This window comes from Methylobacterium sp. E-046 (genome assembly GCF_022829625.1).
Classification (GTDB): domain Bacteria; phylum Pseudomonadota; class Alphaproteobacteria; order Rhizobiales; family Beijerinckiaceae; genus Methylobacterium; species Methylobacterium longum.
Genome location: NZ_JAKSYP010000131.1, coordinates 1 through 21,285, shown reverse-complemented (window position 1 = coordinate 21,285; position 21,285 = coordinate 1). Strand labels below are relative to the sequence as shown.

The 21,285-nt window shown below is 69.2% G+C and carries 18 protein-coding genes and 1 pseudogene; 12 read left to right on the top strand and 7 right to left on the bottom strand.

Features of this window, described 5'->3' with window-relative positions; all coding sequences use genetic code 11:
* A partial coding sequence (locus MKK82_RS33905) for a hypothetical protein (protein ID WP_238199363.1) occupies positions 1 to 132 on the top strand: 132 nt, incomplete at its 5' end.
* Between the two features lie 635 nt (positions 133 to 767).
* On the opposite strand, the pseudogene MKK82_RS12115 reads toward MKK82_RS33905, so the two are convergent.
* Positions 768 to 1,043, bottom strand: a pseudogene (locus MKK82_RS12115) (alpha/beta fold hydrolase); the annotation flags it as partial.
* Between the two features lie 191 nt (positions 1,044 to 1,234).
* On the opposite strand from MKK82_RS12115, the gene MKK82_RS12110 reads away from it, so the two are divergent.
* On the top strand, positions 1,235 to 2,248 hold the full coding sequence (locus MKK82_RS12110; RefSeq protein WP_238291516.1) for an SDR family oxidoreductase: 1,014 nt from the start codon (positions 1,235 to 1,237) through the stop codon (positions 2,246 to 2,248).
* Positions 2,249 to 2,587: 339 nt separating this feature from the next.
* Here MKK82_RS12110 and MKK82_RS12105 read toward each other — a convergent pair whose 3' ends face one another.
* Positions 2,588 to 3,172: a cytochrome b gene (locus tag MKK82_RS12105; RefSeq protein ID WP_243985847.1), complete on the bottom strand. Its 585-nt coding sequence runs from the start codon at positions 3,170 to 3,172 to the stop codon at positions 2,588 to 2,590.
* Complete coding sequence (locus tag MKK82_RS12100; protein WP_243985845.1) at positions 3,169 to 4,317, bottom strand: acyl-CoA dehydrogenase family protein; 1,149 nt, start codon at positions 4,315 to 4,317, stop codon at positions 3,169 to 3,171. Before MKK82_RS12100 ends, MKK82_RS12105 begins: the two co-directional genes overlap by 4 nt.
* A 686-nt stretch (positions 4,318 to 5,003) precedes the next feature.
* Here MKK82_RS12100 and MKK82_RS12095 point away from each other — a divergent pair.
* Positions 5,004 to 6,338, top strand: a complete 1,335-nt coding sequence (locus MKK82_RS12095; RefSeq protein ID WP_238291512.1) for a glycoside hydrolase family 16 protein — start codon at positions 5,004 to 5,006, stop codon at positions 6,336 to 6,338.
* A gap of 260 nt (positions 6,339 to 6,598) precedes the next feature.
* Here MKK82_RS12095 and MKK82_RS12090 read toward each other — a convergent pair whose 3' ends face one another.
* The 3 genes from MKK82_RS12090 to MKK82_RS12080 are packed head-to-tail and all read right to left on the bottom strand — an operon-like array spanning position 6,599 to position 9,201.
* Entirely contained in the window at positions 6,599 to 7,063 is a 465-nt protein-coding gene (locus tag MKK82_RS12090; protein ID WP_238291511.1) for a hypothetical protein, read from the bottom strand.
* 21 nt (positions 7,064 to 7,084) lie between these two features.
* On the bottom strand, positions 7,085 to 7,624 hold the full coding sequence (locus tag MKK82_RS12085) for a hypothetical protein (RefSeq protein WP_238291510.1): 540 nt from the start codon (positions 7,622 to 7,624) through the stop codon (positions 7,085 to 7,087).
* Positions 7,625 to 7,647: 23 nt separating this feature from the next.
* Positions 7,648 to 9,201 carry a chromosome partitioning protein ParA gene (locus MKK82_RS12080; RefSeq protein ID WP_279602951.1) on the bottom strand — a complete coding sequence of 518 codons (1,554 nt, stop codon included), beginning with the start codon at positions 9,199 to 9,201 and terminating at the stop codon, positions 7,648 to 7,650.
* A gap of 515 nt (positions 9,202 to 9,716) precedes the next feature.
* Between MKK82_RS12080 and MKK82_RS12075 the strand changes: the two genes are divergently transcribed.
* The 9 genes from MKK82_RS12075 (at position 9,717) to MKK82_RS12035 (ending at position 20,350) form a co-directional block, all read left to right on the top strand.
* The gene (locus MKK82_RS12075) at positions 9,717 to 11,003 is read left to right on the top strand and encodes an ABC transporter substrate-binding protein (protein ID WP_243985843.1); all 1,287 of its coding nucleotides are present in this window, start codon (positions 9,717 to 9,719) and stop codon (positions 11,001 to 11,003) included.
* Between the two features lie 4 nt (positions 11,004 to 11,007).
* The gene (locus MKK82_RS12070; protein WP_238291507.1) at positions 11,008 to 11,964 is read left to right on the top strand and encodes a carbohydrate ABC transporter permease; all 957 of its coding nucleotides are present in this window, start codon (positions 11,008 to 11,010) and stop codon (positions 11,962 to 11,964) included.
* Between the two features lies 1 nt (position 11,965).
* Positions 11,966 to 12,826 carry a carbohydrate ABC transporter permease gene (locus tag MKK82_RS12065; protein WP_243985841.1) on the top strand — a complete coding sequence of 287 codons (861 nt, stop codon included), beginning with the start codon at positions 11,966 to 11,968 and terminating at the stop codon, positions 12,824 to 12,826.
* A 10-nt stretch (positions 12,827 to 12,836) separates the two neighbouring features.
* Positions 12,837 to 13,985: an ABC transporter ATP-binding protein gene (locus MKK82_RS12060; protein ID WP_238291505.1), complete on the top strand. Its 1,149-nt coding sequence runs from the start codon at positions 12,837 to 12,839 to the stop codon at positions 13,983 to 13,985.
* Entirely contained in the window at positions 13,982 to 14,989 is a 1,008-nt protein-coding gene (locus MKK82_RS12055) for a Gfo/Idh/MocA family protein (protein WP_243985839.1), read from the top strand. Before MKK82_RS12060 ends, MKK82_RS12055 begins: the two co-directional genes overlap by 4 nt.
* 83 nt (positions 14,990 to 15,072) lie before the next feature.
* Positions 15,073 to 15,804 carry a GntR family transcriptional regulator gene (locus MKK82_RS12050; RefSeq protein ID WP_238291520.1) on the top strand — a complete coding sequence of 244 codons (732 nt, stop codon included), beginning with the start codon at positions 15,073 to 15,075 and terminating at the stop codon, positions 15,802 to 15,804.
* A 236-nt stretch (positions 15,805 to 16,040) separates the two neighbouring features.
* The gene (locus MKK82_RS12045) at positions 16,041 to 17,417 is read left to right on the top strand and encodes a cytochrome P450 (protein ID WP_238291503.1); all 1,377 of its coding nucleotides are present in this window, start codon (positions 16,041 to 16,043) and stop codon (positions 17,415 to 17,417) included.
* A gap of 936 nt (positions 17,418 to 18,353) precedes the next feature.
* The gene (locus MKK82_RS12040; protein ID WP_238291502.1) at positions 18,354 to 19,691 is read left to right on the top strand and encodes a DUF2157 domain-containing protein; all 1,338 of its coding nucleotides are present in this window, start codon (positions 18,354 to 18,356) and stop codon (positions 19,689 to 19,691) included.
* A complete protein-coding gene (locus tag MKK82_RS12035; RefSeq protein ID WP_238291501.1) occupies positions 19,688 to 20,350 on the top strand; it encodes a GDYXXLXY domain-containing protein in 663 nt (220 codons plus the stop codon). Before MKK82_RS12040 ends, MKK82_RS12035 begins: the two co-directional genes overlap by 4 nt.
* A gap of 649 nt (positions 20,351 to 20,999) precedes the next feature.
* On the opposite strand, the gene MKK82_RS12030 is transcribed toward MKK82_RS12035, so the two are convergent.
* Positions 21,000 to 21,285, bottom strand: a 286-nt coding sequence (locus MKK82_RS12030; RefSeq protein WP_279602950.1) for a carbonic anhydrase, incomplete at its 5' end; no start/stop codon positions are given.

Below are 21,285 nucleotides of genomic sequence, written 5' to 3'. Positions count from 1 at the left end.
TACCTGCCGATCGGCTCGATGCACCGCCTGGCCAATCCCGGAAAGATCCCGCTCGAGCTGATCGAGGTCCAGGTCGGATCCTACACCGGCGAGGACGACATCATCCGCGTCGAGGATATCTACGGACGCTGACACCAGAACCCGTCTCGAACACAGGGAACGGGCGGCTGCTTGCGATCCGTCGCAGCCGTCCCGCGCGGTTCGGTCGGGTCGAAGTCTCCAGACCGGTGCGGCGTCAGGCGCTCCGGTCGGATGGGCGAGCCCTGCGGCTTCGGGTAACGCCCCAGGGCTCGCCAGCGTCACGGCACCCTGGTTACGGCTTGGTGGCGGGGGCCGGATTCGTCGTCGTCGCTGGAGGCGCGGGGTTTGCCGGCGCAGTGCTGGCTGGGGGCGGCGGAGGCGCGGGGTTCTCGGCCTTTTTCTCGTCCTTGCAGGCCGTGAGCGCGAGCAAGCCGACGAGCGGCAGCAGATAGCGAATACGCACGAGCGTTCCTCCTGTTTGGCCAGTGTAGCTCGAGAGGAACGTCACGCGGGCGATGTTCGATCCAGTCCGAATCGATCCCGGCCCCGCGCCCGACGCTAGGCCGATGGATCATGCCGCGAAGACCGAGTGCGGCCGGTTCGTCACGCAGGCGCAACCGGCAGACCGTCATTCACGGCCGCTTCGGACCCATCGCGACCGTAGGGACGACACAACCGCCTTCTCGGAGGCAGCCGCTCGGCCCCCCTGGAATGGTGCCCGTCTGATGGTGCCCTTCCTACCCTCCTCACGCCAAGCTGGTTGAACGGCGAGCGGTTCGCTCGATCGCATCGGCGATGACCCGGTACAGGGATGGGGGCAGGTCATGGCCCATCCCGGCGATCAACATCATCTCGGCATCCGGGATCGAAGCCGCCGTGTCCGCACCGCAGGCAGGCGGAATGAGAGGATCGTCCGTCCCGTGAACGACGAGGGTCGGCGCCGTGATCGCGGCGAGCCGTGAACGGCGGTCGCCAGCCATTCCCACCGCTGCGAGTTGGCGCCCGAACCCGCTTGGCGCACGGCCTCGCCGAACCTCCTCCCTGAGGAGCGCACGGCACCACGGAAACCGTCAGGGTTCCAGCGCTCCGGCAGAGACCGGTCGGCCCCTGCGACGCAGACACCACCCCCGTTCCAGGAACAATGCCCCCTGCTGAGGGGATAGCCTGACGTGCGACGGCCGCGCCGGCGCACGATGGAATCGGGGTTCACCGCATGAAGCACAAGCCGCTCCGCGAGCAGGTCATCGTGATCACCGGCGCCTCGTCGGGCATCGGCCTCGCCACCGCCCGGATGGCGGCGAAGCGCGGCGCCCGGGTCGTCCTGGCGGCGCGCAGCGGCGACGCCCTGGCGCGGATCCGGGCCGAGATCGAGGGCGTCGGCGGCAAGGCGATCCACGTCGTGGCCGATGTCGGCAACCGCGCGGACGTGCAGGCCGTCGCCGACTCGGCCGAGGCGACCTTCGGCGGCTTCGACACCTGGGTGAACGTCGCCGGCGTCTCGATCTACGGGCGATTGCGCGAGATCAGCGACGCGGACCATGAGCGCCTGATCCAAACCAACTTCTGGGGGACGGTGTTCGGATCGCTGGTGGCGACCGAGCACCTGCGCCAGCATGGCGGCGCGCTCATCAACGTCGGGAGCATCGCCTCGGACCTCGCCTTCCCGTTCCAGGGCATGTACGCGGCCTCGAAGCACGCGGTGAAGGGCTTCACCGACGCCCTGCGCATGGAGCTGATGGTCGAGAAGGCGCCGGTGTCGGTGACGCTGATCAAGCCGGCCTCGATCGACACGCCCCTGCCTCAGCGGGCGCGCAACTACATGGACCGCGAGCCGAGCCTGCCGCCGCCGATCTATCCGCCCGACGAGGTCGCCAACGCCGTCCTGCACGCCGCCGTCCATCCGCAGCGCGATATCTTCGTCGGCGGCGCCGGCAAGGCCTTCACGGCCGGTAAGGAATTTGCTCCGGGCGCCTACGATTACCTCGCCCCGGCGATCGTCGCCCTGCAGAAGCGCGCGAGCGCTCCCCGCAACCCGGACGGCGCCCTGCACGCGCCGATCCCGGCCGGGGAGACCCGGGGCGATCCGCCCGTGCCGGTCATGCGCAGCAGCGCATACACGCGGGCGACCCTGCACCCGCTCACCGCGGCGGCCGGCCTCCTCGGTGTCGGCGCCGCAACGGCCTTCGCGGTGCTCGGGACTGCCTCCGTGCGGAGCCGGCGCCGGTAAGTGCCGGCCGCCGACGATCCCCGGTCCGTCCACGGACGAGAGGATGATCGGCCGGATCGAGACCGGCCGCCGCTCCCGGCACCGCGGCGGCATTGATCCGAAGGTGTTCCGGAGCACGTCGTTCGCGAAAGCTTGAGCATACATCGGGGTCACAGCGCGAACACAGTCGCGAACCCGATGGAGGCTACAATGACCTGGACCAACCGCATCACCATCGCCACCACCCTAATCGGCGGCGCGATCGCGCTGATGGTGTACGCGCAGGCGCTGGGCCTGCCCGCGCACTTCGTCTGAGCGGATGCGGGCGGGCGGGGCGAAGCGCCGCCCGCCCTCTGGCCGTCAGGTCATGCGCACCAGCACGTCGTCCTTCCAGAGGATGCGGTGCAGGACCGCCATGGCGGCGTGACCCAGGATGACGGCCAGCAGGACGAAGGCGAGCCAGTAATGGAACAGGTCGCCCGGAACCATCATCCAGGCGATCTTGCTGTCCCGCCCGGGCATGAACGGGATGCCGTAGGGCGCGAAGGGCTTGCCCGAGCCGTACTGGCGGAGCAACGCCAGAGACGGCACGACGATCATCAGGCCGTAGATCACGCCGTGCCCGATGGTCGCGGCGCGCCCCAGGCGGCCCGTATGAGGCGGGCGCCGCCGGAGGTTCGCGAATCCCCAGGCCCCGCGCAATAGGACCAGCACGAACAGCGTCGCGCCCAGGGTGAAGTGGCTGCCGCCCACGAAGCGCGTCACCGCGGTGTCGCCGATGGTGACGTAGAGCATCGCGCCGGTGAACTGCCACGCGAACAGCGCGGCCATCACCCAGTGGAAGCCGCGGCTGATGCGGCCGTAGCGCCGCGGCGTGTCGCGCCAGACCGCGGATCGGCGCCCCTCCCCGAGCGGCGGCGCGGGGAAGCGGGAGACGGCGGTCACGCCGCGTCTCCGCCCCAGAGATCGCCCACCCTGTCGCGCGTCGCGAGGATCTCGGCCGCCGCCGCCGTGAGGGCCCGGTCCGGTCCGGGCTGACGCAGATAGGTGGCGAGGTCGCGCGACAGCCGCTCCAGCGGGTGCGTCCGCAGGAAGCCCTGGAGGCCGACGGAGCGCTGCGCCAGCCGGAGCACGTCGAGGCCGGCCTTCTCCACCGCGAGCCGGCACAGGTTGACGAAGGCCACCATCCGCTCCGGGGCCAGCACTCCGTCGGCCGCCAGGGCGGCCGCCCGGACCACCCATTGCCGCGCTCCCTCGACGGCGATCGCCCCCTCGCCGAGGCGGGCGAGCTGATGCGGATCCGCGCCGCGCCCGAGCTGGACGAGGTGCGTCCGCCACGCGTCGAACACCGCCTCGATGCCGCCGAGCTGAACCGCCGTGAAGCGCCACGCGCCGGCCGAGAAATCCGGCTGGCGGAAGTAACCGTCGGGTCCGCCGAGCACGGCGTCGGCCGGAACCCGCAGGCCGTCGAAATCGAGGGTGCCGGTGGCCGAGGCGCGCATGCCCTGCGCCTGCCAGGGGGACAGGTCGGCACCGGCCACGGGCGCGAGCGGAACGACCAGCATGAGGGTCCCCTCCCCGCCCGGCGCTCGCGTGGTGACCAGGGCACGAGTCACGAAGCCCGCCCCCGACGCGAAGGTCTTCACGCCGGTCAGGCGATACCCGGCCTCGTCTTCCGCGAGGAGGAGGCCTCCGCCGGGTGGCTCCGTGTTCCAGACGCCGAATAGGTGGCCGGCCCGGGCATCGGCGAACAGGCGCGCGCATTGATCGGGATCGCCGTGGCGGGCGACGAGTTGCAGGGCATTGACGTGGCCCTCGTAGACCCGTCCGAGCGCGAGGCTGCCGGAGCCGACGAGACGGAGAACGTCGATCAGGTTCCGGGCTCCCGGTTCCTCGCCCAGGCCGGCCCCGCCCCACCCCGCCGGAACGGGGGCCGCCAACAAGCCGAGGCGGACGAGGTCGGCGACATCGTCGCTCGGGAAGCCGTCGTCGCGATCCTCGGCCCGCGCGCGCTGCGCCGCCGACAGGGACACGGCGCGTGCCGCGCCCACCACGTCGTGCGTCAGGTCGGCAGGCGTCCGTTGGTCCATGATGCCCCCATCCAGGCCACAGCCGCCCCGGTCGCAACGACTGCGCGGCCGGTCGCCCACGCAAAGAGTGTAACATTAGGCTACTGGTAACGTCGGCGTGATCAGCCGTCGCAGTGGGGACGATGGGCTGGGACGGATCGGGCGAGGCCGCCTGTGCGCGCCGCGCGCCATATCGGTGTGTCCGGAAGGCACCGCCTCGCTGCGGCGCGCCTTCCAGTCCGTCTTCGCGCAGGGGATCGTGTGGCGTCAGCCGCGATCGCGCGGCCACCTCCCCTTGGGGCGTGCTGCCGCCGACGGGGTGATCATCGTTTACAGGCACATCCCGGACATAAAGCCTGACAGCATCACAACCGCCTGAGTAGTGTTTCCACAGATAAATTAATAGGAATACCAGTCTGATCATGGCGCCGGTCGCAATGTCCGGCCCGAGCAATGCAGGCAAGATGTCTTAGAACGAAGACGAATGGCTGATTCTTGCCGTCGAAATGGGGAAAATATCCTTTCCGGATCTGTCGGGTTATAAGCTAACCTTTGATGACGAGTTCGATACGCGCAGCATTTCCCAGACAGGTGCCGGCACCACCTATGCCGATATCCGCCCGGATTAGCGCTACGATGCCAATTCCGACATCGGTTTCGGCCGTTCATCGTTCGTCGATTCAGGCTCGGGTTACGATCCGTTCAGCGTGCAAGGCGGGGCGCTGACGATCACAGCCAAGCCTGATCCGACCACGTCCGGCTATCCGGGAAGCTGGGAATCCGGCCTCATCACCACGCAGGGCAACTTCTCGCAGAAGTACGGCCACTTCGAAGTCCGGGCCGATTTCTCGTCCCAGTCCGGCGCCTGGGACGCGTTCTGGCTGATGCCCGACAAGCAGATCGCCGATCCGAACAAGGCCGGGGGCTGGCAGGAACTCGATGTCGTCGAGCATTACGGAAACTACGACGCGGGTGTCTACAGCACGATCCACACCACCGACTCGCAGAACGGCGTGCCGTGGCAGGACAATCGTCAGGTCTTCAGCGCGAGCGCTAATCCGGCCGGCTATCACACCTACGGCGTGAACTGGCAGTCGGACCGGATCAGTTTCTACGTCGACGGCGAGCTGAAGGGGTCCCAGGCGACGCCGTCGGACATGCGAAGTCCGATGTACTTGATGACCAACCTGGCGACGCAGGACGGCGCCTCGGGCGGCTCCATCGCGTCGCACATCGATTACATCCGCGCTTACTCGAACGACCCGAATGCGACAGCCGTAACGCAGGGTGCCGTCTCCGCGCCGGATGGGCGCGATCCGGGCCTGTATGGCGCGAGAGCCGCCACCGCGACGGCCAGCGGCGGCACCGGCACAAGCTCGGGCACCACCACCGGTCAGACCGCCACCGCCGGGCAGACCACCACCACCGCGACGAACACCAGCGGCCCCGGCGACAACCCGGGCCGCTCCACTACCGGCCAGAGCGACGGCAACACCGTTTCCGGCGGTACGACCGCCAGCTCGGGCGATACCGCCACGAACACAGGCCCAAGCCCGACGTTAGCCGGGGCGGACACGGATCATCAGCTGACAACCGGCGCCGCGAACACCGCGAGCACGCCAAGTCAGACCGAGCCCGTCGTGGTCGCGCCGCAGGCTCCTTCTCTCTCCAGCGCCGGCTCGACCGGCACGGCAGCGAGTGGAAGCGAAACGCAGAGCGTACCGACTGCCACCGTGGCAGATCACACCGTACCTGTGTCGCCGCCCGGTACGGACACGGTCCCCACACCGGCGGCCACGACTTCGAGCACTCCCGTCGATACGGGAAGCGCGCCGAATCCCGTCGCCGCAACGTCCACCGGATACAACGGCTTGCCCAGTTCGACGGGCGGCAACGACGCCTTCCGGGCGTTCACGGCTTCACCCAAGGCGCGAGCGGCCGCGCTGTCAGCACAGAAGAAGATCGTCCAGTACGCCGAGAAACACCCGGAAAGCGCCGGGTTGGCCAACCGGATGCTGGAAACCCTGATGCACTTCTGGTGACCGGTCGACGCTTAGAAGCGCGGGAGGCCCCGGGGTCTCCCGCTCCGGTCCGTCCTCAGGGTCGTCAGGTTCAAGAGGCGACCGGCCGGAACATTTCCATCCCGCCGCTCGGTCAAAGTGCCGGTGCGGGCATGTGAATTCCGGGCTCGCTCGACCGCGTCTCCCCGATCCTGAACCTCGCCCCGGCCTGCCCGCCTCGGCGGATCACGATCCCCGGCATGTCGGGCTCACGGGGTGGCCGGAAGACTTGCCGACTCGGGCTACCGGTCCGTGCTGCCGGCCGCCAGCACGGCGTCGGGTCCCAGCATCGGCTCGACGGCATCGACGAGGCGGACGCAGAAGCTCGTCATCTCCTCGTTGCGGGCCCCCAGATCCGTCGCGCGGCGTTCCGCCAGCTCCGCGCGATGCTCGGCCTCCGCGAGGTCCCGGCAGGTCTGCCGCAACAGGTTGCGCGTCTCGGTAAGGTCGGCCCGCAGGTGCTCGATCTCGCCGAGCAGGCGCGTCCGCTCCGCCTTCACGGAGGCCAGCAGGTGCTGGGCGCGCTCGAAGATCCGCTCGCCCTCGTCCTCGACGAAGCGCTGCCTCTGGATCGCGGCCTCGATCATCTGCAGGGTCAGGGCCGGCTCCGGCAGACGCTGCGGAAGCCCGCGATCCCCCTCCGGGGCGCGCGGATCCGGGGAGCGCTCGGCAACCAGACTGGTCCGGCTCAGCGACTGCGCGTCCATGAGCGGCTGACGATCAGCGCATCAGTTCTCCGACGCCTGCTGCGCCTCGATGAGGTCCTGACCGCCGACTTCGATGGGGGCGAACCCTGCGCTGGGCTTGCGGCGGAAGCCGTTCAATACCGCATCGTGGATGCGGACGAGCCACGTCTCGGCCTCGTTGGCCCTCGCCTCGGCCGTCCGCGCCCGCTCCTCGGCCTTCTGCGCCCGACGCTCGGCGGCCGCGATCTTGACGTTGAGCTCCCGCATCTCCTCGTTGGCGGTCGTCGTGACCTGGTGCAGTTGCGCCTCCAGATCGGCGACGCGCTCCTCGTTGATGCTGATCGCCTCCGTCGCCTCGCGGATCAGATCGAGCGCCGAGGACCAGTCCCGGGACACGCCCGGCATCTTGTGAACCTCGGAGGCCTCGCGATGCAGCGTCTCGGACCGGGTATTGACCGCGGCCTCCTGCTGCAGGGGCATCGAACCGTCCGGCTTGATCCCGCGCATCAGCCACGTCGCGGTCATCGACGAGTTCGAGTCCTTGAACGCTTGGTCTGCCAATGCCGCCTCCACACGTAGCATGATGAGAATCTCCGATTTCGAAGCTAGCTGACGCGGTCGGAGGGAACGAAGGGCCGAACGTTACTCTTCGCGTCCGCGGCCGCCGCGGGTCGTCCGGCTGCGGGCTCGGCCTGCGCGGACGCGTCGCCGTCGTCGAAGCTGCGGAAGCGCCGCGTGTCCCGCTTGAGCGACTCGTACTGCTTCTGAAGGGCGATGCGGCTCTCGCGGGCGATGTCGAGCGCCCCCTGCGTCATCGCCCGCTCGGAGCGCTCGGACTGCAGATCCTCCACGAGCCTGCGGTTGGCCACCTCGAGTTCCTGGATCTCGGCCTCGTGGCGCCGCGCCAGCTGCTCCATGCGCTCGGACAGGAGGGCTGCGCGCGAGGTCGCCTGCTCCACCGCGACATCCTTCGCCGCCAGCGCCTTGGCCAGCATGTCGCACCGGTTGTCCAGGTCCGACCGGATCCGCTGCGCGTCGAGCAGGCGCTCGGTCTGGCGGGCGAGATCCGCCTGGACCGCCTCGACCCGGCGGTCGGCCGTCGCGCGCTCGATGACCGCCTCCTTGACGGTCCGCTCCGCCACGCGCAGCGCCTCGTCCTTCTCCCGAAGCTGGGCGCGGAGCTGAACCAGCAGCTGCTCGGTGGCTGACGCGCGGTTGGTCGCGGCCTCGAGCTTCATCGTGAGGCTCGCCCGCTCCGTCCGCAGCCCGCCAATCTCGGATTCGTGCTGCGCATCCGCCTTCTGGCGGGCCGCGACCTCGGCCGCGAAATCGGCCTCGATCGCGAGCAGCCGCTGCCGCTCGGTCTCGGCCTCCTCGCGCAAGGTTTCGTAGCGGGCCACCGTGTCGGCCAGCCGCGCCTCCTGCTCCTCGCACAGCAGCTGAAGGCGACGATTGTCCTGGTCGAGGATCGCGAAGCGCTCGCGCGTCTCGGCCAGGTCGCGCTCCGACCGGGACAGGGCCTGATCGGCGGCTTGCGCCTCGAGGCGCAGGGCCTTGTTCTCGCCGGACAGGGCCTTCGTCTGCTCCACCTCGGCGGCGAGCTGCCGTTCGTAGTTCTCGGTCGCGAGACTCTTGTCGCGTACGCTGACGCGCAGCTGCTCCAGTTCGATATCCCGTGTGTGGATACCGCTCTCCAGACGGGTGACCTCCGCGGTCATCGCCGCGCACTCGTTCGTCAGGGTCGCCGTCCTGACGGCGAGTTCGCCCACCTCCCGCCGCGCCGCGAGGGCGGATTGCTGCTCCTTGGCGAACAGCGCCTCGACCTCGGCCAGCCGCATCGTGGCGCGCGGAAGCTCCTCGGAGATGGCGATCAGGGGCGTGAGGACCGAGGAAAAGTCTTCCTGCAGCGACTTCAGTTCTTCGAGCCGGCCGCTCATCTCGCTGACGCGCATGCGGACCAATTCGTCGCGCTGCCCGATGGCATCGAGCGGATCACGCGACGGCGACTGAACTGCTGCTGTCTGCAACTCAGCCGCACCACTAGAACGCAATTCTTCACGCTGAGGGTATTGTACTACCGCCTGCGACCGCTTGCTGTCCGTAAGGTCGACCGCCCGATCCGCCGAAAACAAACCATTCCGAAACGGCGACCATGCCATCAAACGTCTCCGAGCCGCCAGATTCCGTAAGCGTTAATTTTATGCTACTGCTATCTGACAGGGCTTTGTCAATCTCCAGATTCTGTCATCCCGCCGAGGATTGAGGATCCGGTCCCGGCCCGCGACCCCGGCCAGACGGACGTGGCACCCCGGTGCAATCCGGCAACAGGATCGGGTCGTCCTGCCGGCGGCCATCCCGGTCGCCGTGTCGACCGGCGTCGTCGACCCTATCGCGCGTGCGACGACCGTCAGGATCCCTGCGATCCGCGCATCGTGGCGGCTGTGCGTGAATGCCCCGGCCGGCCTCGACGACCCGTGACCCCGTCCGACGGAGGACTTGGAGGGAGCTGACAGTGCTGGTGGTCGCGAATGCGCTGCCGCCCACGAGATTATCGATAAAACATAGGGGATCAGCGGCACCGTCGACACGGCCGTGCTCACAGACCGCATTTTTATTGACAACTTCGGACCGGTCACGGACGATCAGCGCAACAATCACGAGGGAGGAAGGTGCGATGCGCAGTGCGGGCACCGGGATGGCGGCCGTGTTCGCCTGGAGCCTGCTCGCGGCCGGAACGGCCGCGGCGGCCGAGCCCGTCCAGATCACCATGTGGTCGAACTGGCCCGACGAACCGGCCAAGAAGGATTGGGTGGCCGCGCGCGTCCGGGACTTCGAGGCCGCCAACAAGCAATGCGCGGTCAAGCTGAGCTTCATCCCCAAAGCCGACATCTACACGCAGGCCAAATCCGCCGTCCGTACAGGGCAGGCACCCGACGTCTTCTATCTGGAGCCCGATCAACCCGAGTTCCTGACGGGCGGCTTCCTCGAACCGCTCGACGGTCATGTCGACTTGGCCAAGCTCGAGGATTGGGCGAAGCCGGCCTGGACCTACAAAGGCAAGGTCTACGGTCTGCCCGTCGAGGCGTACACGGTCGAGTTGTACTACAACAAGGACTTGGTGAAGAAAGTCGGGGTCGAGGTACCGCCCTCCTTCCAGCTCACGCAATCCGGCTTCGCGGACTTGGTCAGGAAGGGCGCCGCCGCCGGCATCACGCCGGTGTCCCAGGGCGTCGGCGACCGGCCGTTCCCCGGCGGCCTGCTTCTCTTCGAGTCGCTCCTGCGCAAGCTGGGCACCGAGGATTACGGGAAGCTCCTGAACGGGAACCTGTCGTTCAAGGACCCCCGCGTCGTCGAGGTAATGACTTGGCTCAAGGGTCTGGTCGATGCCGGCGCCTATCCGAAGAGCTTCGCGACGCTGAAACTGGGCGAGTCTCACTACTACTTCTACCAGAAGCCGGGTTCGCTGACCTTCCCGGATCCGAGCTGGTTCACGGGACGAGCCTTCGCCTCGCCGGAGAGCGGCGGCATGCCGACGAGCTTTCCCCTCGGCATCATGCAGTTCCCCTCCATGGACGAGGGCAAATGCCCGACCTGCAAGACGCTGGCGGTCGCCGGCAGCTTCGTGATGTACGCGCGCGGGAAGAACAAGGCGTGCGCCGGGGCGCTGCTCGAATCCATGGCCACGGTCGGGAACGGCGACAAATGGACGGAGCAGGTATCCCAGCAGACCGGCCTGAAGTCGGATCCCTCAAAGATCAACTCCAGCCATGCCGACTATTTCGCGGAACTGAACGCCCGCAACACGGGCGCCACTTACTTCTTCGGCACTCCGCTGATGTACTATCGCGGCAAGTGCGCCGAGACCTATACCCAGGTCATCAACAACGCCCTTCCGGCCGGGCTCATCGGCGTGGGTGAGGCCGCCGACAAGATGGACGCGGCCTGCCGCAAAGGGAGCTGACGCGGTGGCGGGCAGCACTGCGCTCGAGACCGAGGCGGCACCCTTGGAACGCGCACCGGCCATCGGGCGCGTGTCGGATCCGCGCCGGGCGAGTTGGCTTGTCCTGGTCGTCTTCCTCGCCCCCGCGCTCGTGATCTATCTCGGCCTGACGGCCTACCCGGCCTTCCGGACGATCTTCGACAGCCTGTTCACGATCGAGGGCTCGGAGCGCAGCTATGTCGGGCTCGCCAACTACCGCGACCTGCTCGGCGACGAGACGTTCTGGATTGCGGTCCGCAATACGTTCGTGTGGGCCTTCGTCGCCCCGATCCTGGACGTCGCCACCGGCCTCCTCCTGGCGCTCGCGCTCTATGCGGGCATTCCCTTCTCGCGCTTCTTCAGGGTGGCGTGGTTCACGCCCGTCCTTCTCTCCTACGTGGTGGTCGCGATCCTCTGGATGTGGATCTACAACTACGATTGGGGCGTGGTGAACGAGGGCCTTCGGGCCGCCGGGCTCGACGCCTTGACCCGGTCCTGGCTCGGCGATCCGAACACGGCGCTGGCGGCCCTCATCGTGACGCATGCCTGGAAATGGGCCGGGTTCAACATGGTGGTCTGTCTGGCCGCCATCCACGCGCTGCCGTCGGAGGTTCTGGAGGCGGCGGAACTCGACAATTGCGGCTGGGGCGCGAAGCTCCGCTACGTGATCGTGCCGATGCTGCGGCCCACGCTGCTCAACCTCTACGTCCTCGCCTTCATCGGGAAGATGAAGGTGTTCGATCTCGTCTGGATCATGACCGGCGGCGGGCCGCTCTGGGCGACCGAGACGGTCTCGACCTACGTCTACAAGCGCGCCTTCAACTGGAACACCTTCGATCTCGGCTACCCGTCGGCCATCGCGACCGTCTGGTTCGGCGTGGTCTGCGCGGCCGTCATCGTTCTCAACCGGGTCTTCAAATCCCGCGATCGGTTGGAGTACTGACGTGAGCGCCGACGCGACCCTGCCCCCGGCCCGCGGGCGGGGCGGCTTCCTGGCGAGCCGGACCGCCCTCGCGGTCGTGATCGCCGCCTACACCGCCTACACGCTGGGGCCGTTCCTGTGGCTGGCCACCATGTTGGTGCGCACCACGGGCGAGATCTCGGCGGACCACTACGCGTGGCCCCGTCCGTTCCACTGGGAGCAGTTCCGGATCGCCTGGGTCGATTCCGACTTCGCCACCTATTTCTGGAACTCGACCATCGTCGTCGTCGCCGCGGTCGCCGCGGTGACGCTGGTTGGCGCCGCGGCCGCCCACGCCCTCGCCCGCTACCGTTTCCGCGGCAACCGCATCATCTACGGCATCCTGTTCTCGTCGATCATCTTCCCGCCGCAGATCACCCTGATCTCGCTCTATCAGATCCTGGTCGATTACGGGCTATACAACAGCCTGCTCGGGCTGACGCTCGTCTACGTCTCGCTCCAGCTGCCGCTGACGGTGTACCTGCTGGAGGGGTTCTTCGCCCGGATCCCGCAGGATCTGTTCGATGCGGCCAAGATGGACGGTTACGGCGACATCGAGATCTTCCGCCGCATCGTCCTGCCGATCGGCATGCCGGCGATCGCCACCACCCTGATCCTGAACTTCATCCAGCTCTGGAACGAGTTCCTGTTCGCGGTGGTGCTCATCACCGACCCGGACAAGCGCACCCTGCCGATCGGCATCCGGGCCTTCATGGGCGACCACTTCCAAGACATCGGCATGATCGCGGCCGGGGTCATGATCTCGGTCGTTCCGGTGATCCTCGCCTACGTCTTCTTCTCCGAAAAGCTGATCCGCGGCATGACCGCGGGCGCCGTCAAGTAAGGGGGCCGAGATGGCGGTCGTTCAGCTGTCCAGGATCTGCAAGCGCTACGGCTCCGGCGGGCCGGTCGTGGTCGACAACGTTGACGTCACGGTCGGGGACGGCGAATTCATGGTGCTCCTCGGTCCGTCCGGATGCGGCAAGTCCACGACGCTGCGCATGATCGCGGGCCTGGAGACCATCTCGTCCGGCACGCTCTCGATCAACGGGCGGACGATGAACGACGTGCCTGCCAAGGACCGCGACATCGCGATGGTGTTCCAGTCCTATGCCCTCTACCCGCACATGACGGTCGCCGAGAACCTGGCCTTCGGCCTCAAGCGCCGCCGCACGCCGTCCGCCGAGGTCGAGCGGCGGGTCAGGGAGGCTGCCGCGATGCTGGGCCTGATCCCCTACCTCGACCGCAAACCGCAGGCCCTGTCGGGCGGGCAGCGCCAGCGCGTCGCCCTGGGGCGCGCCATGGTGCGCGAGCCGATGGTGTTCCTGTTCGACGAGCCGCTCTCGAACCTCGACGCGGCCCTGCGCGTCAACACGCGCAACGAGCTGATCAAGCAGCATCATCGGCTCGCCTCCACGATGATCTACGTGACCCACGACCAGGTCGAGGCGATGACCATGGGGACGCGGATCTGCGTGATGAACGGCGGGCGCGTTGCCCAAGTCGGGAAACCGCTCGACGTCTACTGGAACCCCGCCGACACCTTCGTCGCCCGTTTCCTCGGCGCGCCGCCGATGAACCTGTTCACCGTGCCGGTCTCCGGCGGTGATCGGGTCCGCACGGCCGCGATCGAGACCGCCCTCACGCGCTGGTCGCCCGCCGTGCTCGCCCCCCTTGCCGCCGGCGAGGTCGTGCTCGGCGTCCGGGCGGAGGACCTACACCTGTCCGTTGAGGCCGCCGGGGCCGCGGCGGCGGGCCGGATCCGCGGGCGGGTATTCGCCGTCGAACCCCTCGGCGCCGAGACGCTCCTCGCCGTCGAGACGGAGGGCGGAACCGAGTGCACGGCGCGCCTGCCGCGCGACACCCGCGCGAGGGTGGGCGAGGTCGTCGACCTGTTCTTCCGGCCCGATGCGGCCTTCCTGTTCGACCCCCGGTCCACCGCGGCGGTCCCCGCGCTCTCGCGACCGGGCGGTGACCCGGGTCGGGCTGGAGGGGTCCATTGAGCGCCGTCCGACGGATAGGCCTGATCGGGGCCGGATGGGTCACGCAGCATCATCTCAAGGGCTGGGCCGCCCTGCGGGGCCGTGCCGAGGTCGTGGCGATCGCGGACCCGTCCGCCGAGAAGCGCGAAGCGCGCGCCCGGGCGTTCCACGTCCCGCACACCTACGCCGACGCCCACGACATGCTGGCGGCGGGCGGACTCGACGCCGTCGATGTCGCCGCCCCCCGCGCGGTGCATGCGGAGCTTGTCCGCCTGGCGGCCGATCACGGGCTGCCGATCCTCTGCCAGAAGCCCCTGGCCCCGACCTTCGCCGAGGCGGAGGCTCTGGTGGCCGCGGTGCAGGGCCGGTCGCGCCTGATGGTGCACGAGAACTGGCGGTTCCGCACCTATTACCGCGAGATCGCGACGTGGCTTCGCTCCGGGATCATCGGGCGCCCCTTCGCGGCCCGGTTGGAGTTCGTCACGAGCGGCACCCTTCCGGACGACGCCGGGCACTTCCCCGCCCTGGAACGCCAGCCGTTCATGCGTGACGAGGCGCGGATGCTCGTCGCCGAAGTCCTCATCCATCACCTCGATACCCTGCGGATGCTGCTGGGTCCGCTGCAGGTCGCCGCCTGCACGACCAGCCGGACCTGCCCGGACCTCGCGGGGGAGGATACGGCGCTGATCCAACTTGCCGGCGCCGGCGAACTGCCGGTGCAAGTCTTCGCGACCCTGGCGGCACACGGAGCCCCGCCCGCGGCCCCCGATCGCCTCGAGATCCTGGGTCCTGACGGTGCGATCCGGCTCCAAGGCTCCGAATTGTCGATGACCGGGCGCGAGACCCGGCTCCGGACCTTCGACCTCGCCGCCGCCTACGAGGAATCCTACGCGGCCACGATCGCCCACTTCGTCGATCGCCTGGACGACGGCGCTCCGTTCGAGACGGCACCGGCCGACAATCTCGAGACGCTGCGGCTCGTTGAGGATTGCTACCGACTCGCCGGTCGGGCGGAAGCGCGGTGACCGCGGACCGGCAAGCGGGTCCCGTCCCGCCGCTCCGGCACGAGGGCATCGGCGGCGTCGTGGCGCTCCTGGAGGAGGACATCATGTTCGGGCGCCTCGCGCCCGGAGCGCGCCTGACCGAGGATGCCCTGATGGTGCGCTTCGGCGCCTCCCGTCACTTCATCCGCCAGACCCTCGTGGAGATGGAGCGCCGGGGCGTCGTGCAGCGGGAGCGGAACGTTGGGGCGACGGTGAGGTCCTATTCCGCCGAGGAGGTGCGGCAGATCTACGAAGTCCGCGAGATGCTCACGCGGCAGGCGATGCTGATGATCGCGCTGCCGGCCGAGCCCGGTCTGATCGCCAGCCTCGACGCGCTGCAGGACGCCTACCGCGACACGGTGGAGAAGCGGGACCTGCGCGGCATCCACGAGGCGAACGACGCCTTCCACATCGCCCTGTTCGATGCGTGCGGGAACCCATACCTCGTGCGCACGCTCACCGACTACATGGGCCTCACGCTGCCCATGCGCGCCAAGAACCTGGCGGATGCCGACGGCCTCCGACTCTCGGTCGATCAGCATGGGACCATGATCGAGCTCTTGCGCGGGCGCGATCGCTGGGCGCTCGCGCAGCTCGCCGTCGATCACATGCAGGCGAGCAAGGCCGATTACCTCGCGCGCATCGCCAACCCCGAGAGCAGGCGCGCGGGGTCGTCCCTGTCGTCGGCGGGCAGGACCGCCTCGGCCGTGCTCGCACGGGGCAAGCCAACGCGCGAGCCATTGCGGGTGGCCGACCCCGCGATGTCGGCGCCGGAGACGTCCTCCGGCTTCGACTGATCAGGATCCGCACGGACCGGTCGGCGCCAGTTCGCAGACGGGTCGAGCGCCATGGGATCAGCGACGCGCGGAGACGGGCGTAGCGGTGTGCCCCCCGGATCGGCCGGCCCGGCACGTCGGTATCTTGGGCATGCTTGACCCGACCCGCGTGATCCGACCTCGCGCCAAGCGTCGGCGGCCCGGTATCAACGCGGGGCGCGACGCACGGCCGCCATCGCCTGCGATGAGGATACCCGATGGACATCATCAGCGAGGCGACCGACACGCCCGGGCAAGCCTCCTTCACCCCGCCCATGCCGCCGCTGGCGCCGGACCGCGTGGGCGCTCTCGGCGTCCTGCACGGCCTGCGCCGTAACGCCTACTCCGCCTTTCCGCACCGGTGCCGCGAGCAGGCGGTCCTCGTGCTGCCGATGTTCGGCCGCGATGTCGTCGTCGCCTCCGGTCCGCAGGCGATCCGCGACGTGCTGGCCACGCGTCCGGAGCTCTATCGGCGAATCGCGGCCGGCGACCGCATCTTCGGGGCTCTCATCGGACGCGGCGTCGCCGCCAGCGAGGGGCAGGCTTGGCGTCGGCAGCGCCGGACCCTGGCGCCGGCCTTCACACCCCGCACCGTAACCCTGCTCGCCCACCACATGGCCGCCTGTGCCGAGGCCACGCTCGCCCCGCTGGAGGCATCCCGCGGGGCACCGGTGGATCTGCTCGGCGTCATGCAGGACCTCAGCCTCGGGGTCGCCTGCACGAGCATGTTCTCCCTGGTGTCCGGCACCTTCGGACCGCAGCTGCGCGGCCTGCTCCTGTCCTACGCCGGCGGCATCGGACGGCCCCGCGCCAGCGACTTCATCCTGCCGCACTGGGTGCCGACGTTCACCACCGTCCGCCGCTCACGCTTCCGCCGGCGCTGGCGGGCTCTCATCCTGGCGATCATCGCGCAGCGCCGGGCCTCTCACCCCCCGGGGGCGCCGCGCGACCTCTTCGCCCTCCTGGCCGAGGCCTACGGGAACCGGGACGAGGATCTCCTGGCCGACGAGGTGTCGACGATGATCTTCGCCGGGCACGAGACGACGGGCCTGACCCTGTTCTGGGCCTGCTACCTGCTGGCCAACGCGCCCGCGTGGCGCCGCGCCATCCGGCGGGAGGCGCGGCGGGCAGACCTGTCCCCAAGCGGGGCCGCGTCGGCTGTCGGCTCCCTGCCGCGCACGCGCGCCGTGGTGGATGAGGCGCTGCGGCTCTACCCGCCGGCCTACATGACGGCGCGCCAGGCGGTGGCGGACCACGACCTGGGCGGTGTACCGGTCAGGCGCGGTGCCATCGTGCTGATGCCGTTCACCCTGCTGCACACCGATCCGCGCCTGTGGGCCTCCCCCGAGCGCTTCGACCCCGGACGATTCCTCGGCTCCGAGAAGCCTGATCGCCACGCATTCCTGCCGTTCGGCGCGGGGCCCCGCGTGTGCATCGGGGCGCAACTGGCCACTTCGGAGGCAGTGCTGGTCCTGGCGCGGTTGCTGCGGGACAACGACCTTGTCCTCGACGATGACGGCCCGGTAATGCCGGTCGGCTCCTTCGCCACGCGGCCGAACCGATCTCCCACCTTCCGCCTGCTTCCGACCGCGTGAGGTCTGGCGGCGCGGGAGACCTTGTGCGCAGCGTAGAGCCGGCGTTCCGGCCGATGACGGCCCGCGTGACGATGCCCGCGCGCACGCTCCCGATCGGACCATGCCGCGGGCGACCGTCACGGTGGCGGGCGGCGGATCCCGGCAGGGGCGAATGCCTCGTGACGCTCGCGAAGCTTGAACGCAGAACCCCCGCGCGGCGTATCCCGGCGCGATCACCGGGAGCGGACGGCGTTCGACCGCGCCTCGCCGGCCGCATGGGTGCGCCCTCTCCCAGCCCGAGGCCGGGCAGCGGAGAACCGAACGCGGGACCGGGCGGTATAGAGCGCCGATACGACCGGAACGACCGCCGAGCGCTGCGACAGCATCGGAGCGGGACGCGGCAAGCGGGGCGACGGCGCAAGCCGCGAGGGCGCCGCGCCGGTGAGCCTCGAGAAGCGCCGACGACGTCCGATCTGCGCCGCGCGTCCCGCGCGACTGCCAAGCCCCGAACGATCAGGCGCGCAGAGAGTCAGAGGTGAATCAGCGGCATGACCGAGGCGCCGACGTCCGCGTTCGAGGCGCCGCCGAGTGGTCCATGAAGCGCGAAGCGGTCGGGCACATCCGGCCCGGGCCAGCATGTTGGTTTCGGATCGAGCCCTGAGAATGCGCGGGCACGCTTGTCCCGCCCCTCTCCCGCCGAAGTCAGCGATCCCCGGCGCGACCGGAAGCGCCCCGGACGTCTGGCCGCCGAACCGGCATCGCCACTTCCGTTCGGTCACGCGGGCGACGACGCGAGGATCGGCGTCACCAGCGACGACCGATCCGCCCCGTCAATCAGTTTCAGAATATTCAGCCGATGATAAGCATATCTTGAGGTGCGAAAACTTACATTCCACGTCGACAGCCCCGTTTTAATTCTCGCCTCGTAGAATGCGCAGTATCGCATGAAGGCTGCCCATGCCGCTGTCCTATTCCGCACGCCTGCGGCGCGATCTGCGCGACTGGCAGGAGCGCGGCCTGATCCAGCCGGAGCAGGCTGAGCGCATCGCCGCTCACGCCCTCGCGGCCCGCGGCCTGCGGCCCCTTCAGACGGCCCTGGCGCTCTGCATCCTCCTGCTCGTGGCGCCGTCCGTCATCGCCTTCGTGGCGGCGAACTGGTCCGCGATGTCACCCCCCGCGCGGCTCGTCGTGCTCGTCCTCGCCGACACCGCGGCGGTGGCCGGCACCTATCTCGCGGCCCGCCGCCTCAGCCGCGATCGCATCAGATCATCGCGCCGGGTCGTAGATGGATTGGCGACGCTATCCCTCGCGATCGCGGCCGCCACCCTCGCACTGGTCGGCCAGACCTTCCACGTGGCCGCCGATCCCCGGGGCTTCGCCGTCACCGTCGCGATCCTCGGCGCGGCGACGGCGCTGATCACGCGCTCCGGCGGAGCGGCCATCGTCGCCTGCATCGCCCTCATCGCGGCCGATGCGGGCTTGAATGGTCTCGATCTCGGCTCGTTGCGGGGTGAGACCGGTTCCGGAGCAGGGCTCTGGTTCTGGACTTTGGGCCCAGCCCTGTTCGTCGCGAGTCTGACCGGCTGGCTTCCGGCCCGGGAGTTCACGCTGCTCCTGCTCCTGATCGTGCTGACCAATCACCTCGGGGGCGCGCCGGCGGGCTTGACGGTCCTCCTGCCGCCGGACCGGATCCTGACCGTCGCGGCGCTCGCCCTCGCCTTGGGGCACCTCCTGTCCCGCGTGCCGCCGCGAGGAGGATGGCCCCCTCGCCTCCACGACGGCGCCCAGGCCCTGGCGCGCGCCGCGGTCGGACTCAACCTGATCGGCATCGTCATGGTAGCCGTTCGGACGCTCGGCTTCGGCGGTGCGCGACCCGCCTTCACGGTGGCCCTGGCGTTTGCCGCGATCGCGCTCGCTGCCTTCATCCTGGCTCGCCGCCGGTCGCCGGCCCGGGCGACACTCCTCACGAGCGATCTCCTCGTCCTCGCGGCATCCGCCCTGGCGCTTCTGGTGTGGCTCATCGCCGGCGCAAGCCGGGAGCCCTCGACGTTCTGGACCGTGTGGGGCGGCATCGTTCCGGCGCTCACCCTCGTCGTGGCCGGTGAGCTGGAGGACAGGCGCGAGCTGTACGGCTGGGGCTTGGCGCTGACCGCCGGTCTGACGGTCGGCATGCTCGCCGCGTCCAGCAATCTTATCGCCTTCTCGGGTAACCTGCTGCTCTGCGCGCTCCTGGTGACCCTCGCCCTGGTGGCCTGTCGCTGGGCTGCCCGGCGCATCGACGGGAGAGCCGCATGAACGGTCTCGCGCTCGGCGCGGCTTTCGCCGGCCTGCTCGCGATCCAGGTGATGCCCTCGCTGCATCTGGCGTGGCAGCAAACGCAACGGCTGCACGACGGGCGCTCCGTCCGGCTTGCCGTCGAAACGCGAGATCCGCGCGACCTGCTGCGCGGCGAGTACAGCGTCCTCGCCTACGAGATCGGACGGCTCCAGGGTCTGGGCGTACGATCACGGCCGCTCGGCTGCGATCTCGATGCTCGCGAGAGCTGCCGCCTCGAGACCGGTCGGGTCGTCTATCTCAGGCTCGCCGCCGATGCCGAGGGCATCCACAGGGCGGAAGAGGTGCTGTTCGAGCCTCCGCAAGAGGGTAGCCTGTTCATCAGGGGCCAACTGGGTTCGGCCACGCTTGCCCGCCAGGGGGCTCCCCTGGGCATCCGAGCCAGGCCAGGCGGCCAGCCGTCCGAGCCTGCGACTTGCCAGCGTCCCGCCTGTCTGACCGGCGCCGTGAGTTACGGCATCGAGCAGTGGTACGGAGCGCAGGGCGATCCGGCCAAGCTCGACCGGACAGCCCGCAAGGACGTTCTCGTCGAGGTCCGGGTTGCCCCGGATGGGCGGGCGGTGCTCGACGGTCTCACGGTGGCGGGGAAAGCCTTCGCCAAGACCGCGCGCCTCTGGTGAGGATCTGTCACGCGCGACGGAGCTGGGGGCGTGGGACGCACAATCATGCTGCGAGGCCGTTTCGCAGAGAAGAACTGCAGAAGGCAGCGATCCCTCGCTTGTTCAGGTTGTCTCGTTTGCATCAGAATCCCGAACAACAACGAAGCACGGTTGTCGCGCCACGAGGCTGGATCTCCAGGCCTGGACGTCCGCCGCCCTTTCGGCAGCGATGAAGGAAACGGACGTCGCTGCGATGCGCGCTCACGCCATGTCCGAGGCGCGAGCCTATTCGAGCCCGCGAACTGAGAGCCGGCTCGACCCCATCACGCCGCTCCTGACCGTGATCCTGGGACGCCCGCGGCGGCAAGCCTCGACGGAGCACGCCGCGCGAAGCCCGAATACCCTCTGCGAAGCCTCCGCTGCGCCCCGGCCCTCCAGCGTGAGGCGCGACTGGAAGATCGGCGGTCTCGGCGCCGGTGAAATGCGAGATTCCGCGATCCGACAGGTTCGAGGCGAAGATCTCTGACCGTCGCAAGTCCGAGCCGCTGACGGAGCCGAGCCGCGAGGGCCCGGTGCCCCTCACCGCGGCACCGGATCCAGTTATTTGCACCGGATCCCAGGTTCCGGAGGTTCTCGCGGCGCAGCGCCCCGTCCCGGCCGCGCGACCGCGTCAGGTGCAGGCGATCGTGGCGGACGGGCGGATCGGCATGCCCGAACCATCGGCGATGGGTGCGAAATCGCCGGTTTCCGGCTGGCGCACGAGCAGCACGCCGTTGCCGATGCCGAAATGGGCGCCGTGGATCTGGAGCCGGCCATCCGCGACCCGCTCGTTCACGAACGGGAAGGTCAGGAGGTTCTCCATGCTCTGGCTGACCATGGCGTGCTCCATCCGGGTCAGGTAGTCGGGCGCGCTGGAATCGCCCGCCTTCGCCTCGGCCGGCGCCACCAGCGACACC

What these genes read in the sequence shown, in the direction of transcription:
- MKK82_RS12110 (WP_238291516.1), top strand. Translation starts at nt 1,235, where the DNA reads ATGAAGCACAAGCCGCTCCGCGAGCAGGTCATCGTGATCACCGGCGCC.
- MKK82_RS12090 (WP_238291511.1), bottom strand. Translation starts at nt 7,063, where the DNA reads ATGGACGCGCAGTCGCTGAGCCGGACCAGTCTGGTTGCCGAGCGCTCC.
- MKK82_RS12080 (WP_279602951.1), bottom strand. Translation starts at nt 9,201, where the DNA reads ATGGCATGGTCGCCGTTTCGGAATGGTTTGTTTTCGGCGGATCGGGCG.
- MKK82_RS12100 (WP_243985845.1), bottom strand. Translation starts at nt 4,317, where the DNA reads ATGGACCAACGGACGCCTGCCGACCTGACGCACGACGTGGTGGGCGCG.
- MKK82_RS12035 (WP_238291501.1), top strand. Translation starts at nt 19,688, where the DNA reads ATGAACGGTCTCGCGCTCGGCGCGGCTTTCGCCGGCCTGCTCGCGATC.
- MKK82_RS12040 (WP_238291502.1), top strand. Translation starts at nt 18,354, where the DNA reads ATGCCGCTGTCCTATTCCGCACGCCTGCGGCGCGATCTGCGCGACTGG.
- MKK82_RS12085 (WP_238291510.1), bottom strand. Translation starts at nt 7,624, where the DNA reads ATGCTACGTGTGGAGGCGGCATTGGCAGACCAAGCGTTCAAGGACTCG.
- MKK82_RS12075 (WP_243985843.1), top strand. Translation starts at nt 9,717, where the DNA reads ATGCGCAGTGCGGGCACCGGGATGGCGGCCGTGTTCGCCTGGAGCCTG.
- MKK82_RS12045 (WP_238291503.1), top strand. Translation starts at nt 16,041, where the DNA reads ATGGACATCATCAGCGAGGCGACCGACACGCCCGGGCAAGCCTCCTTC.
- MKK82_RS12050 (WP_238291520.1), top strand. Translation starts at nt 15,073, where the DNA reads ATGTTCGGGCGCCTCGCGCCCGGAGCGCGCCTGACCGAGGATGCCCTG.
- MKK82_RS12060 (WP_238291505.1), top strand. Translation starts at nt 12,837, where the DNA reads ATGGCGGTCGTTCAGCTGTCCAGGATCTGCAAGCGCTACGGCTCCGGC.